This window comes from Nocardia pseudovaccinii NBRC 100343, from assembly GCF_001613225.1.
Classification (GTDB): Bacteria; Actinomycetota; Actinomycetes; order Mycobacteriales; family Mycobacteriaceae; genus Nocardia; species Nocardia pseudovaccinii.
In genome coordinates this window covers 1-13,506 of the sequence record NZ_BDBY01000286.1, presented here as the reverse complement: position 1 = coordinate 13,506, position 13,506 = coordinate 1, and the positions used below count along the sequence as shown (strand labels likewise).

General features: G+C 67.4%; 12 protein-coding genes and 1 pseudogene. 8 read left to right on the top strand and 5 right to left on the bottom strand.

What is annotated here, in order from left to right; translation table 11 throughout:
• A partial coding sequence (locus NP3_RS34420) for an epoxide hydrolase N-terminal domain-containing protein (RefSeq protein ID WP_169814628.1) occupies positions 1-227 on the bottom strand: 227 nt, incomplete at its 3' end.
• Positions 228-315: 88 nt separating this feature from the next.
• On the opposite strand from NP3_RS34420, the gene NP3_RS34415 reads away from it, so the two are divergent.
• A complete protein-coding gene (locus NP3_RS34415) occupies positions 316-1,275 on the top strand; it encodes a helix-turn-helix transcriptional regulator (RefSeq protein ID WP_063045909.1) in 960 nt (319 codons plus the stop codon).
• Positions 1,276-1,332: 57 nt separating this feature from the next.
• Complete coding sequence (locus NP3_RS34410) at positions 1,333-1,662, top strand: MmcQ/YjbR family DNA-binding protein (protein WP_063045908.1); 330 nt, start codon at positions 1,333-1,335, stop codon at positions 1,660-1,662.
• A gap of 9 nt (positions 1,663-1,671) precedes the next feature.
• On the opposite strand, the gene NP3_RS34405 is transcribed toward NP3_RS34410, so the two are convergent.
• Positions 1,672-2,586 (bottom strand): SMP-30/gluconolactonase/LRE family protein, encoded by a 915-nt coding sequence (locus NP3_RS34405; RefSeq protein ID WP_157124743.1) that lies wholly within the window; start codon positions 2,584-2,586, stop codon positions 1,672-1,674.
• Positions 2,587-2,708: 122 nt separating this feature from the next.
• On the opposite strand from NP3_RS34405, the gene NP3_RS34400 reads away from it, so the two are divergent.
• The 4 genes from NP3_RS34400 to NP3_RS34385 are packed head-to-tail and all read left to right on the top strand — an operon-like array spanning position 2,709 to position 5,995.
• On the top strand, positions 2,709-3,431 hold the full coding sequence (locus NP3_RS34400; protein WP_063045906.1) for an alpha/beta hydrolase: 723 nt from the start codon (positions 2,709-2,711) through the stop codon (positions 3,429-3,431).
• A 47-nt stretch (positions 3,432-3,478) separates the two neighbouring features.
• Complete coding sequence (locus NP3_RS34395; RefSeq protein WP_063045905.1) at positions 3,479-3,856, top strand: hypothetical protein; 378 nt, start codon at positions 3,479-3,481, stop codon at positions 3,854-3,856.
• Entirely contained in the window at positions 3,849-5,144 is a 1,296-nt protein-coding gene (locus NP3_RS34390; RefSeq protein ID WP_157124742.1) for a WXG100 family type VII secretion target, read from the top strand. Before NP3_RS34395 ends, NP3_RS34390 begins: the two co-directional genes overlap by 8 nt.
• Positions 5,126-5,995 (top strand): ESX secretion-associated protein EspG, encoded by an 870-nt coding sequence (locus NP3_RS34385; RefSeq protein WP_245721227.1) that lies wholly within the window; start codon positions 5,126-5,128, stop codon positions 5,993-5,995. The genes NP3_RS34390 and NP3_RS34385 overlap by 19 nt, the downstream gene beginning before the upstream one ends.
• A 59-nt stretch (positions 5,996-6,054) precedes the next feature.
• Here the strand turns inward: NP3_RS34385 and NP3_RS34380 are convergent, their stop codons facing one another.
• The gene (locus NP3_RS34380) at positions 6,055-6,678 is read right to left on the bottom strand and encodes a phosphoribosyltransferase (protein WP_063045902.1); all 624 of its coding nucleotides are present in this window, start codon (positions 6,676-6,678) and stop codon (positions 6,055-6,057) included.
• 208 nt (positions 6,679-6,886) lie between these two features.
• Positions 6,887-7,738 (bottom strand): carbon-nitrogen hydrolase family protein, encoded by an 852-nt coding sequence (locus NP3_RS34375; RefSeq protein WP_063045901.1) that lies wholly within the window; start codon positions 7,736-7,738, stop codon positions 6,887-6,889.
• A 62-nt stretch (positions 7,739-7,800) separates the two neighbouring features.
• On the opposite strand from NP3_RS34375, the gene NP3_RS34370 reads away from it, so the two are divergent.
• Both NP3_RS34370 and NP3_RS34365 read left to right on the top strand, forming a co-directional pair.
• A complete protein-coding gene (locus tag NP3_RS34370) occupies positions 7,801-9,594 on the top strand; it encodes a DEAD/DEAH box helicase (RefSeq protein ID WP_063045900.1) in 1,794 nt (597 codons plus the stop codon).
• A gap of 87 nt (positions 9,595-9,681) precedes the next feature.
• Positions 9,682-13,074 carry an AAA domain-containing protein gene (locus tag NP3_RS34365; RefSeq protein ID WP_245721228.1) on the top strand — a complete coding sequence of 1,131 codons (3,393 nt, stop codon included), beginning with the start codon at positions 9,682-9,684 and terminating at the stop codon, positions 13,072-13,074.
• A gap of 118 nt (positions 13,075-13,192) precedes the next feature.
• Here the strand turns inward: NP3_RS34365 and NP3_RS34360 are convergent.
• Positions 13,193-13,506: pseudogene (locus tag NP3_RS34360) on the bottom strand (amino acid deaminase/aldolase); the annotation flags it as partial.

Sequence of the window (13,506 nt, the reverse complement as noted above, 5' to 3'; positions counted from 1 at the left end):
ATTTCGGTGACGAACTGCGGGAACTCGTTCAACGCCGCCTCCTGTGCCCGCCAGTCGAATCCGGTGCGCCAGTACTCGGCCAGCTCCCGCAGATAGTCGACCGGAACACCGCGCTCCCAGCCCTTACCCGGCAACTGCGCCGACCAGCGGGTGCGGGCCAGCCGGTCGACCAGATCGTCGATATCGGCCTGCGGAATGTCGATGCGGAAGGGGCGAATCTCGTTCATCCGGTTACTCCTAGCTCTCGGGTACGGCAACTACGTTAGGAGCCAACTAGGACAATCCAAGTCCTAGTTATCTGGAATCCTGAAAATCATGAACGACACCCCCGCCCGCCTGCTGCGCCTGCTCTCCCTGTTGCAGACACCACGGGAATGGCCGGGCAGCGAACTCGCCGATCGACTCGGCGTCACCGACCGCACCGTGCGCCGCGATATCGACCGGCTGCGCGAACTCGGCTATCCGGTCGAGGCGACGATGGGCGCGACGGGCGGTTACCGGCTCGTCGCCGGTGCCGCGATGCCGCCGCTGCTGGTCGATGACGAAGAGGCGGTCGCCATCGCGGTGGGGCTGCGCGCCGCCGCCGGATCGGCCATCGTCGGCATCGAGGAGGCCTCGGTGCGCGCACTGGCCAAGCTGGAACAGGTGTTGCCCACCAAATTGCGCCGCAGGGTGCGGGTGCTCGGCACCGCCCTGGTGCCGCACACCGACGACGCCCCGGCGGTCGATCCCGAGGCGCTGACCGCGCTGGCCGCGGCCGTAACCAACAGGGAGCGGGTACGTTTCGCGTATCGGGGCGAATCCGGTGCCGAAACCCGTCGCCATGTCGAACCGGCCGGGCTGGTGCCGTCACGGCGCCGCTGGTACCTCGTCGGCCACGATGTGGACCGCGACGACTGGCGCATCTTCCGAGTCGATCGCATCGACCGACCCCAGCCCACCGGCGCTCGCTACAGCTCGCGAACGCTACCCGCGGCGGATCCGGCCGCCTATGTGGCGGGTCGCCGAACCGATTGGGGCACGCCGTCCTTCCGCGTCCGCGTGACGATCCAGGCCCCGATCGGCCGAGTCGCGGGCCGTCTCGGCGACTCCCCCGGCGATATCACACCCATCGACGGCGACTCCTGCCGACTCGACGCCACTCGCGACGACGACCCGACCTGGTTGGCATACCGGCTGATCGAACTCGGCGCGGACTTCCGAGTCCATGAGCCGCCTGTCCTGGTGGAGCGGTTGCGCACGATCGCGTCCCGCATAACCGGCGCCCTCACTTGATGGCCGACGAAGCGATGTGCACGATAGGAGTCCGATTTCCGAACCGGAGGCTGAACCGTGCTCGACGCCGACGACGTGCGCCGCATCGCGTTGTCCTTTCCCAAGACCGTGGAGAAGGAACGCTGGAACCATCCCACCTTCGATGTGGCGGGCAAAATGTTCGTCACCATCCCCGACGATCAGACCTCGTTCGCCATCCGCTGCCCCAGGCACGATCGCGAAGAACTCATCGCCGCCGAGCCGGACAAGTTCTGGGTCCCGCCGCACGAGGCCTCCTCGTCCTGGGTCCGGGCCCGGCTGTCCGCCGTGGAGGATATCGACGAGCTGTACGACATCCTGCTGGATTCCTGGCGCCAGGCCGCGCCACCCGAACTCGTCGAGGACTGACGGATTCGCTCAGTGCGGCAAGCGAATCCGCAGGATCGAACCGCTCTCGGTACCTGCGATGAGTTCGTCGGAACGGCCGGGCACGGCGACCACCGATGTCATCGGTTCGCCGGTCAGCACCGCGCATGCGGTATTCGCGCTCGCATCGACCCGAACCAACTGGCCGGTCAAGGTGGTCACGTAGAGCACACCCGCGTCATCGATGACGAAGTCGTCTGCGAAGTCCGGAATTCCGGGTGACACCGTCAAGTCGGCGATCACGGCGACGCGGTCCGGGTCATCGATCGGGAAGCGCACGATCCGGCCGAGCGGATTGCCGTTCGCGCTCAGGTAGATCGAACTATCTCGCACCGCGATCCCATTGGCGCCGGTGTACTTCGCCCGCGCGGTCCAGTCCGCATCGACGCCGCCGTCCGGACGGATCCGGATCACGCCGAGGCTGGAGGCGACGTACAGATTGCCGCGCGCATCGAAGGCGGCACCGTTGGGCATGGTGAATCCGGAGGCGAATACCGCTGGCCTCGGATCGTTGGGGTCGAAGCGCAGCACGCCACCTGGACGCACCACGCTCGTCGGTGATACGCCGAAGACGACATAGAGCAGTCCGTCCGGGCCGAGCCGAATCGCGCCAGGGAATTCGACCGGCACCGTCGCGGTCAACCGGCCCGCGCTGTCGTAGCGCTGCACCTCATTGCGGTACAGCCGCGATACCCACAGATTGCCCTTGGCGTCGTACCCCACGTTCTCCGACCAGTCGAGCACCGGCAGACCGGCGGGCACGGCAGTCGCCGCCTGGGCCTGCGCGCATGCGGCGACCACACCCGGCTGGGGCTCGGCCATGGCGGCCGACGCATCCACACCGGCACAACTCAGCGCGAATGCGACGACCCACACTCGCAGGTCCGGACGATAGGGCTTCCTCAAAGCGAACCTCGACTCTCTTGCCCGACCCTCGGCCGGGAGTCTATCCACTTTGTCAGTTATGAACTCACCAGTAGTTATGTCAGGAACTCGACTCCAACTCAGTGAGTTGCCAGTATTTACGGATGCCTTTCTTCGACGGCGCGCGGGGCCGGATGCACTATCGGCGATGGCCGGTCGGCAACCCGACGGCAGTTGCCGTGCTCTTGCCCGGAATGGGCCAGCACAGCGGCCACTACCACCGCTTCGCCCGCATCCCGAAATCCGCCGGGATCGAGGTGTGGGCGCTGGACACCGCGGGGCACGGGTTGAGCGAGGGCGATCCGAATAATCCCGGCACGCTGGTGGAACTGGTGGCCGATGCGATGCAGCTGATCGAGCTGGTCCGCGCGGAACTACCGGGTACGCCGCTGATCCTGATGGGCCACTCACTCGGGGCCGTCACCGCCCTGGGCATCCTAGGCGCGGCGGTGCCGGATCACACCAGTGCAGCCGACGACTTGCACGGACTCGAGGCCAAGTACCCGCTGCAGCCGAGCCTGCCGCCGAGCGAGCTGATCGGGTTGGTGCTGTCCGGAGTGCCGAAGCGAGCACTCGGTGGCGGCGCACCCGGTGCACCCGGCACGCCGTTGCCGAGCACCCTGCCCATCCTCGCGGTGCACGGCATCGAGGACCGACGGGCGCCGATCGATGCGATGAGGGTCTGGACTCGCCGCCACGATTGGGTAAGTTTGCGTGAGTACGCCGACGCCGGGCACGACCTGTTGCACGAGCCGGTGCACGCGCGGGTCGCTGCCGACATCGCGGACTGGATGCAGGGTGTCGTCGTGGGGTTGGCGCACCGGTGAGTTGATCACGGCTGCGCGGGCAGCACGACGAGGAAGGGGGCGGCGAGATGTCGGACGTGACAACTCTGAATCAAGCGATCGACGACGGCCAGCTCTGGATCGATGGGGTACTGGTCGCCGAGGGTGCGCACGAACAGTGCGCCGAGCGCTATGAACAACTCGCCGATGAGGTCGATGCGCAGATCGCCGTATTGGGCGGGGCCACTTCACTTCCCGGCTTCGGCGGCTTCGATTCCGGTGCGGCGCTGCGGCGCGGGTTCGAGGACAAGGCCGACGGCGCGATCACCCGACTGCGCGCATACGCCGACGCCGCGCGAGCGCTCGCGCAGACCTTCCGCGCGGCCGGAGCCGCGTACGCCCAAGCCGATACGGAGCTGGCAGCCGCGGTCGGTCGGGTCGAGGTGGCGGGAGCCGCGCATGCGTAAGATGCCGCACTCCGGTGAGAAGACGCCCATTCGGTATGCCGACCCCAGTTATACGGACCCCAACTACGCGCAGAGCGTCGAAATCTTCGACAACCTGTCGCATCGGGAAATCCACGACGGTGTTCAGCTGATGAATCCGGTTGTCCTCGCCGCCGGACAGCAAGCGTGGCAGGGCAGTTCGACCGGGCTCGCCACCGCAGTCGAGCAGGCGCACAGCGAGATTCGGGCCGCGATGGCCGACGGTTGGCGCGGTGCCGCGGCGGACTCCGCCGCCGACGCGGTGCGCGAATTCGAGCGGCAGGGGCAGCAACTCGCGGACGTCATGGCCGCGGTGGGTCAGCGGCTCGGCCAAGCGGGCGACGCCGCCGAGGCACTGCGCGCGGCCGTTGTCGAACCATCCAGCCAGACAACGGATCTGGCTGGCGCACTGCTGGATCCGGCCAAGGCGACCGAGAACACCGCCACCCAGAAATCCGCCGATGGCACCCGTCAGGATGTGGTGCAGGCGATGGACAGCATCTACACGAATGTGTTCATTACGACCGGCTCCGGTGTGCCAGCCTTCCCGGACGCGGTGACCGCCGACGTGCCGCAGCCGTCCGACACCACACCGGCCGCGCAGGTGGCCACGCCGCCCGTGCTCGACACCAGTACGCAAACCCACACCACCCCAACGGTTTCGACGACCGCGCCGGTGCCGACCACATCGCACACCATCGTCGAGCCGAGCGCGACGACTCAACCGGCTGGTGCGCCGACCACCGTCACACCGATGAGCACCGCTGCCGATAGCGCACCTGCCGCTGCCAAACCCGTTGTGCCGACGACAGATTCCCCCGCATCGACCACACCCGCCGCAGCCACCGCACCGACGACCACACCGGATCGCACCGTGCGACCGGGTACCGCCGCACCGGTGACCACCGCCGCGTCCACCTCGGTGGTCGCCCCGACCGTTCCCGGCACCTCGAACACCGACGACGAACGCAAACGCGATGAGCGCAAACGCGATGCGAGTGGCGACGCCATCAACGGCGTCGGCGCGGGCGCGGTCGGCGGACTCATGGGTGGCGCCATGGTCGCGGGTGACAGCCCGCGCTCCGGCATGAGCACCAGCGCGGCCGCCGCCCGCGCCCAGGCCCGCGAAGAGGACGAGTACGACGACGATTACCACTTCTTCGACGACGATCTGACCTTCCTGGAACCAGCCGATGACGGCGGTGAGCTGATCGGCGATATGGATCCGACGACACCCCCGGTCGTCGGCGAATGGACCGAACTGGAGTGAACTGGACGCTGACCCCGGACCAGTTCGCCATGGCCTGGGCCCGCACCGACGGCGACCGCATCCCCTACCCGCTCGCCGTGCGCCTCTCGGCTCGCGATACCGCCGAGCGCGCCGCGCAACTCCCCGCCCTGCACCGTTGGTGCGACGAGACTCTCGACGCCGATCTGGAGGGAGCACTGCGGGTGCTCGCACGCCCCACCGTGCGCATCGAGGTCTTCGGAGAGCGCGGTACGCCAGAGCCGTCGGCGGTCGACGGCGGGCCGAACGGCACGGTCGAGGCGACGGGTCTGGTCGAACAGACCGGCCCCGTAGTCGCGCAGCCGGGCGTCGCGGCCGAATCGCGTCCGGTGCGTGTACTCGGTGCGATCGCCGGGGATATCGCGGTGGTCGCGGCGCAACGTGTGGGTTCGACCACCGATCGCGGCGGCGATGTCCGGCTGTTCGCCGATCGCGTGAAAAACCTTTCCGCACGGATTATTTCGGTGCTACCGGAGAATTCGCCCGGCACCGCACCGCAACTGACCGCACCGCTGGCCCGAGTCACCGAGGACAGCCGGGATCTGGTGACCGTGCCGGTGGCCGGACCCACCACGCCGACCCGGATTCGCAAGCTGCTCAGGCAATCTCGCGACGGCATCGGCCAGATCGTGGTGTCGGTGCGGCGAGCCGACAGCGAACTGCATCCGTTCGGCGTGCTGTGCTGGATCGACGTGATCGGCGACGGCCGATACTCGGTGCGCACCGGCGTCGATGTCGACATCGTGCCGGTCACCGCGCAGCGGTTCACCGCACAGTTGCGGCCGATGGTAAACGCGGCCGAACGCACCCTCGCCTCGGCCGAACGCTGGTGAAGTTTGCCTCGGCCAGCGCCACCACCGAAGTCCAGTCCTGACCCAGACGACGAGGCATCTCATGCAAGGAGCGCGGTGACCTCGTCGTCGTCCAGTTGATGGAAGTCGCGGTACGCCATTCCGACACCGCCGAGCGAGCGCGGCACCCACGGGCAGACCACCTCATCCGCCTCGGTGGCCGCCCGGCGCAACGCCTCGGTGGACGACACCGGCACCGCGACCACGATCCGCGTCGGCTGGTGCAGTTGCGCGACCCGGCAAGCGACGGCCACCGTCGCCCCGGTCGCCATGCCGTCGTCCACGATCACCGTGGTGCGGCCGGAGATCGGGATCGGCTTGGCATCACCGCGCCACATCTCGCGTCGGCGCTCGAGTTCGGCGCGTTCCGCATCCTCGATCTCGGCGAGCTGCCGCGTCGTTATCCCGGTGTGCGACAACACATCCTGATTGAGCACCCGGATCCCTTCCTCGCCGATCGCGCCCATCGCCAGCTCCGGCTGCCACGGCACCCCGAGCTTGCGGACCAGCATGATGTCGAGATCGCCCCCGATGACCTCGCACACCGCGGCCGCCACCGGAACCCCGCCGCGGGGCAGTCCGAGCACCAGCGGTTGCATCGCACGCAGGTGGCCGAGTTCCAAACCCAGCGCGCGACCGGCCGCTGTCCGATCGGAGTAGATCATCAATTCGAACGCTACCGCATTGTGCGCCGGGTCACCGCAACTAATACTTCCGTGGTTCCATACTCGCCGCCGGGCAGGCGGAGAGGCTAAACGCTTGTGGAGCTGACGTAAGACTCGGATCCGTCCCAGCTGTCGGCTGTGAAGCAAGAACCCGTCGAGGGCAGCGCGAGCTGCCGGTAGAAGTGTCCGACGCAGTCGGACATGGATGTCAATCCGGTGCGCGCTCGGTGATCGAGAACCGACGCAAGATCAAACTCGGGTTAGCTGTGCGCACCGCGACCAAGTGATCGAAGTCGATGGCCGCGGTGAGTACGCCGGGTTCGTCGCCGAGTTCGGCGAGGACGACGCCGGTCGGATCGATGATCATCGATGCGCCCGCACCCCGTGGTGCGCACTGATCGGCGGCGGCCACATAGACGGTGTTCTCGATGGCACGCGCGCGCAGCAGCGTCGTCCACTGATCCACCTTCGCCGGACCGGGAATCCACTGCGCGGGCAGTACCAGCACCTGGGCTCCGGCGGCCGCGACGCGACGGCAGCCTTCCGGGAAACGGAGATCGAAACAGGTCTGCATGCCGAATGTCACAGCACCGACCGTGAAGGTCGCCGGGGCCTCGATCGCACCCGCCTCGACGACATCGGATTCGACATATCCGAACGCGTCGTAGAGATGCACCTTGCGGTACTTCGTCACCAGGTTCGCGTCGGGTCCGAGCACGACGAGGGTATTGCGGATCCGCCTGGCCGCCGCCACTTGCTCCACCGTTCCGGCGACCAGATACACCCCGAATTCGCGCGCGATTTCACCGAGACCGGTGACGAACGGCCCGGTCAGCGGTTCGGCGACGGCCACGACCCGCTCGTCGAGCCGGGTCACGGCAAACATCGAGTATTCGGGCGCTACCACCACCTTCGCACCCCGTTCCGAGGCCGCGCGAACGTGCGCGCGCAGGGTTTCGAGATTGCCGGACGGATCGGTTCCCGGCGCGAATTGGACCACCGCCACAGCCACCGCCGACGACTCCGGATCGTGATGCACGGACACGTTTTCGGGTTGCATACGTCTCACCGTATTGGCCCGGTGGCCGGGACGACCACCGCGAGGCAGTAAACTGCTGGTCAATGAGTACCAATCAGGTCGACAGCGTTCCTGGCGACAACGACAGGGACAACGACGGCCCGACCTTCGCCGATCTCGGCATCGATGACCGCGTCCTCGCGGCCATCGCCGATGTGGGCTATGAGTCGCCGTCTCCCATCCAGGCGGCAACTATTCCACCGCTGCTCGAAGGCGCCGATGTGGTCGGGCTGGCCCAGACCGGCACCGGCAAAACCGCGGCATTCGCCATCCCGATCCTCATGGGCATCGAGGCGACCGGCAAACTTCCGCGCGCCCTCGTGCTGGCCCCGACGCGCGAGCTCGCGATCCAGGTCGCCGAGGCATTCGGCCGCTACGCCACCCATATCCCCGGACTGCATGTGCTGCCGATCTACGGCGGGCAGGCCTACGGCGTCCAGCTCTCCGGCCTGCGCCGCGGCGCGCATGTCGTGGTCGGCACGCCGGGCCGGGTGATCGATCATCTGGAGAGGGGCACGCTCGACCTGTCGCAGCTGCAGTATCTGGTGCTCGACGAGGCCGACGAGATGCTGAAGATGGGGTTCCAGGAGGATGTCGAGCGCATCCTCGCCGACACCCCGCGCGAGAAGCAGGTCGCGCTGTTCTCGGCGACCATGCCCTCGGCGATCCGCAGCATCTCGAAGAAGTATCTGCGCGATCCGGTCGAGATCACCGTCAAGTCGAAGACCTCGACCAATACGAACATCACCCAGCGCTGGGTGCAGGTCTCCCATCAGCGCAAGCTCGACGCGCTCACCCGGATCCTCGAGGTCGAGTCGTTCGAGGCGATGATCCTGTTCGTGCGCACCAAGCAGGCCACCGAGGAACTGGCCGAAAAGCTGCGCTCGCGCGGTTTCTCCGCCGCGGCGATCAATGGCGATATCGCGCAGAACCAGCGCGAACGCACCATCGGCCAGCTGAAGTCCGGGGCACTCGACATCCTGGTCGCCACCGATGTCGCCGCGCGCGGTCTCGATGTGGACCGCATCTCGCATGTGGTCAACTACGACATTCCGCACGACACCGAGTCGTATGTGCACCGCATCGGCCGCACCGGCCGGGCCGGGCGCAGCGGTCAGGCACTGCTGTTCGTCGCGCCGCGGGAACGTCATCTGCTCAAGTCGATCGAGCGCGCCACCCGGCATCCGCTGACCGAAATGCAGCTGCCAAGCGTCGATGATGTGAACACCCAGCGCGTCGCCAAATTCGGCGATTCGATCACCGAGAACCTCAGCTCGACGAACCTGGCGCTGTTCCGCAAGCTCATCGAGGACTACGAGCGCGAGCACAACATTCCGCTGGTGGATATCGCGGCGGCGCTGGCGGTCAGCGGCTACGACGGCGACAACTTCTTCATGGAGCCCGAGCCGGAGCCGGTCGAACGCCCGCAGCGCGAACGCATGCCGCGCGGGGATCGGCCCGCCCGCCGGTTCGAGGGCGAGGATCGCGGCCCATCGCATCACCGCGGGACGGGAGCCGAATTGGCGACCTACCGGATCAGCGTCGGCAAGCGGCACCGGGTGGTGCCCGGCGCGATCGTCGGCGCCATCGCCAATGAGGGCGGACTGCGCCGCAGCGATTTCGGCCATATCAGCATCCGTCCGGACCACAGCCTGGTCGAACTGCCCGCCGACCTATCCTCGGAGACGCTGGATGCGTTGCGGCGCACCAGGATCAGCGGCCAGCTGATCCAGTTGCAGCTGGATTCCGGTCCGCCCGGCGGACGTCCGTTCCGCGCCGGACCGCGTCGCGATCGCGACGGCGGCAAGCGACCGGAACGGCGTAAGCCACGCTCCTGAACCGGGGAGGGGTAAACCAAGGTCAACGCGGCTAGCTACAGTGTTGCCGTCCGTGTCCGGCGAAGACACAGGAGGCCGCGTTTGATCGTGTTCGGTGATCGTGTCGTCTGTTCCGCCGTCGACTTGGTGCGCGCGGCGCAGTGTGAATTCGAGTTGCTGCGTGCCCTCGATACCGAACTGGGCACCATCGCGGGCACGGCGGATGTGGCGCCGGATCATGCGCAGCGCAGCGCATTCGACGATGCGCGCGCACGCAGGCTCGCGGACTTCCGTGATCGGTTCGGCGGTCGGATGGTGGAGATCCATTGCGCCGCGCACGATCCGGCGGCCGAGCCCGAAAGTTATATCGCCGCGCTGCGGGCCGCCAATGCCGAGACGGTCGCGGCACTGCGGGCCGGTGCGCACGTGATCCACGGCGCCACCTTCTTCGACGGAAAATTCGTCTGTACCAGCGATTTCCTGATTCGGGCCGGTCATCGGGTGCGCTATACCGTGCACGGCACCGCGGCGGGACCACCGGATCGGATCGACGCGGCACTCGAACTCGCCGCCTGCGCCGACGCTTTGGACCGCAGCGGCGCGCTCACCGCTCCCCTGGTCCGGTTGTACCTGGACGAGAACAGCGAGACCCTCACGCTCACCGATCTGCTGCCGGTGTATCTGGCTCGGCGCGGTCGGGTGGAACGGATCCTGGAAGACAAACTGAGCGAGTTGCTGCCGGTGCAGTGGGGCGATCCGCGTTATCTCGCCTGCGGCCACTGTCCGACCTGCACCAGCGCGATCTCGGCGGCACGCGACCTGCTGCTGGTCGCCGGTATGCCGCGCACCGCGCGGGCCAGATTGCGCGAGGCCGGGGTGAGTACCATCGACCGGCTGGCGAGCAGCACCGCGACCGTGCCCGGCCTCCCGCCGCGCACCTTCAATGCATTGCATCGCCAAGCCGAAATCCAGCTGGCCCGAGAAGATTCCGGTCGGCCGACCCACACGCTGGTCGACGCGATCGCGCTGGGCGCCTTGCCGCCACCGTCGCCGGACGATCTCGCACTGACCATCGAGGAGGACTCATCGGGTCGGCTGCTCGGTATCGAGGTGGGCGGCAACGGCACGGTCTATCTGGCCTTCCGCGCCCCCTTCGGCGCGGCGCGCGCACCGTATCGGGCGATGACCGATATCGCCGACGAGGAGGCCGGGCGGCGGCGCGCTTTGGACGAGGTGCTCGACTTCGTCGCGCAAAGGCTGCGGATGTATCCGGATATGCGTGTGTACCACTACACCTCCGGCGTGCGCTCCGCGCTGCTGCGGTGGACCGGTCGGTACGGGGTCGGTGAGGAGACCGTCGAGGATCTGCTGCATGCCGGTGTGCTCGTCGATCTGTATCCGATCGTGCGCAATGCCTTGCTGATCGGGGAACGCTCCTATCGGCTGAGCCGAATGCGGCGGCTGTTGCCGAATGCCGCGGGCCAGGAACGCGATTGCGTCACCGTGCTGCGGCTACGCGACTGGCTGCTGGATCGGGTGACCGAACGTCCCGTGGACTCGGATGCGGTACTCCTGGATCAGGCGAGTTCGTGGTGTCTGGTGCCGACTCCGGAGGAGCCCGATCCGCTGCCGCCGTCGCGGCCGTCGTCGATCGAGGCCGCACTCGCGGAATTCGCGGCGGCACAGCGCGAGCCACGCCATCCCGCGGCATTGATGGCGGCGGCGCTCGGCTATCACCGCCGTGAGCGGCAGCCGCTGTGGTGGGCACATGCCGACCGGCTCAGTCATCCGGTCGACGAATGGGCCGACGCGCCAGGGGTATTGGTGGCCGATTGGGGCACGGTCGACACCAAATGGCATCGCAGCCCACACCAGCCGACCATGCGCAGATACCTCACGCTGACCGGACGGATCGGCATCGGCTGGGGCGGTAGCGATACCGCGGGTGGCGCCGCGACCGGCACGGTACTGACACCGGGCGCCACCGTTTACACCTTCTACGATCAGCCGGTCGCCGCCGGGATGATCACCGCCGTCGGCCGACGCGCGACCGCCACCGCGACCGTGCTCGGTTGCTCGGTGGACGCGAACTTCGACGACATCGTGCGGCTGGAGGAACTGCTACCGCACGGCTGCGAACCCTACGACGAGCTGCCGACCGCGATCGCCCCCGGCCTGCCCGCCTGGGACGAGAATATCGAGACCGCGGTCGAATACGCCGCCCAGCAACTGTTGATGGCGCTACCGGAGATCCCGGCGGGCGCGGTCTTCGACATCCTCGCCCGCCGCCCCCCGCGCCTGCGGCGTGCCGAGCGGCTACCGGATGTGCACGGTGACCACGCGGCGGCCATCACAGCCGCGCTGCGCGACCTCGACGATTCCTACCTCGCGGTGCAGGGACCGTCGGGCACCGGCAAGACATCCACCGTCGCCAGGGCGATCGAACGTCTGGTTACGCGGCACAAATGGCGCGTCGGCATTGTCGCGCAGACGCATTCGACGGTGGAAAGCCTGCTCGACATGATCGTCGCGATGGGCGTGCTACCGGAACTGCTGGCCAAGAAGGATGTCGAGGCGGTGGCGCCGGAGTGGTCGGTGATCGACGGCACGCGCTATCCGCGGTTCCTGGACAATGCCGTCAACGGCTGCGTAGTCGGTGGCGTACCGGCCGATTTCGCCGATGACGAGGTGGTGCCCGGCGACAGTCTCGACCTGCTGGTGATCGCCGATGCGGGCCGCTTCCCACTCGCCGATACCGTCGCCGTCGCGGTGAGTGCGCGCAAGCTGCTGCTGGTCGGCGATCCGGCGCCGTCCGCGGCGCGCAGCGCGCATCCGGAACCGGTCGACGAATCGGTGCTCGGCTGGCTCACCGAGGGTCGCGACACCCTGCCCGCCGACCGCGGCTATTTCCTGGACCGCACCTGGCGGATGCACCCGCGCGTCTGCGATCCGATCTCCCGGCTGTACTACGACAACCGGCTGCGCTCCAACGAAACCGTCACGCTCGCTCGGCAATTGGAGGGCATCGAACCCGGCATCGAGACGGTGCTGGTGGCACACAGCGGCGATTCGACCGAATCGGTGGCCGAGGCCCGCGAGGTGGTCCGCCGGGTGCGCGCCCTGCTCGGGGTCTCGTGGATGACCGGTGCGATGACGCGACGGCTGCATCCGCACGACATCCTCGTGGTCGCGCCCTACAGCGCACAGGTCGGACTAATCCGAACGCTGCTGGCCCGGGCCAAGATCGAGGATGTGCTGGTCGGCACCGCCGAGCGATTCCGCGGTCGGGAGGCGGCGGTGGTGCTCATGTCGATGACCACATCCAGCCCCGCCGACGCGCCCTACGGTATGCGGTTCCTGCTGTCGCGCAGCCTGGTTCAGGCGACGCTGTGTCGGGCCATGTGGAAGGCCGTCATCATTCGGTCACCATTGCTCACCGAATATCTGCCGAGTACGCCGGACGATCTGTCGGATCTGGCGACATTCCTACGACTCAGCTGAATATTTCTTTCAGCATTTGCTCGATTCGTGACCGAAATATTCAGTCCGAACCGGTTGGTTCTTTTAATGGAATTCGATCTTGAAATTGCGGTCACACATAATTCGCAATTAGCCCGGCTCAGCCGAAGCAGTTGCCCTCACCGCGATAAGTGGGCGCCGTTGTCCGCGTGCCATCCGCATCGACAAGGTGGACGTGGTTGAACCGCTCGCACAACTCCCCGGCCTTGGCATGCCGGAACCACACTCGATCGCCGATCCGCAGCTCGGCGGCACCAGAGAGCGGCGTCTGCACCTCGCCCGCACCCTCGGTGCCGAGCAGCTTCAAGCCGGTGGGCCACGTCGGCCTGGGTACCCGTGACACCCCTGCCGGACCTGAAGCGATGTAGCCGCCCGCGAAAACCGTTGCGATGGACGGGGTCGGCTTGCGCAACA

Coding starts and splice junctions, on each gene's coding strand:
- NP3_RS34395 (WP_063045905.1), top strand. CDS start 3,479: ATGTCGGACGTGACAACTCTGAATCAAGCGATCGACGACGGCCAGCTC.
- NP3_RS34375 (WP_063045901.1), bottom strand. CDS start 7,738: ATGCAACCCGAAAACGTGTCCGTGCATCACGATCCGGAGTCGTCGGCG.
- NP3_RS34370 (WP_063045900.1), top strand. CDS start 7,801: ATGAGTACCAATCAGGTCGACAGCGTTCCTGGCGACAACGACAGGGAC.
- NP3_RS34385 (WP_245721227.1), top strand. CDS start 5,126: ATGGACCGAACTGGAGTGAACTGGACGCTGACCCCGGACCAGTTCGCC.
- NP3_RS34380 (WP_063045902.1), bottom strand. CDS start 6,678: ATGATCTACTCCGATCGGACAGCGGCCGGTCGCGCGCTGGGTTTGGAA.
- NP3_RS34400 (WP_063045906.1), top strand. CDS start 2,709: ATGCCTTTCTTCGACGGCGCGCGGGGCCGGATGCACTATCGGCGATGG.
- NP3_RS34415 (WP_063045909.1), top strand. CDS start 316: ATGAACGACACCCCCGCCCGCCTGCTGCGCCTGCTCTCCCTGTTGCAG.
- NP3_RS34390 (WP_157124742.1), top strand. CDS start 3,849: ATGCGTAAGATGCCGCACTCCGGTGAGAAGACGCCCATTCGGTATGCC.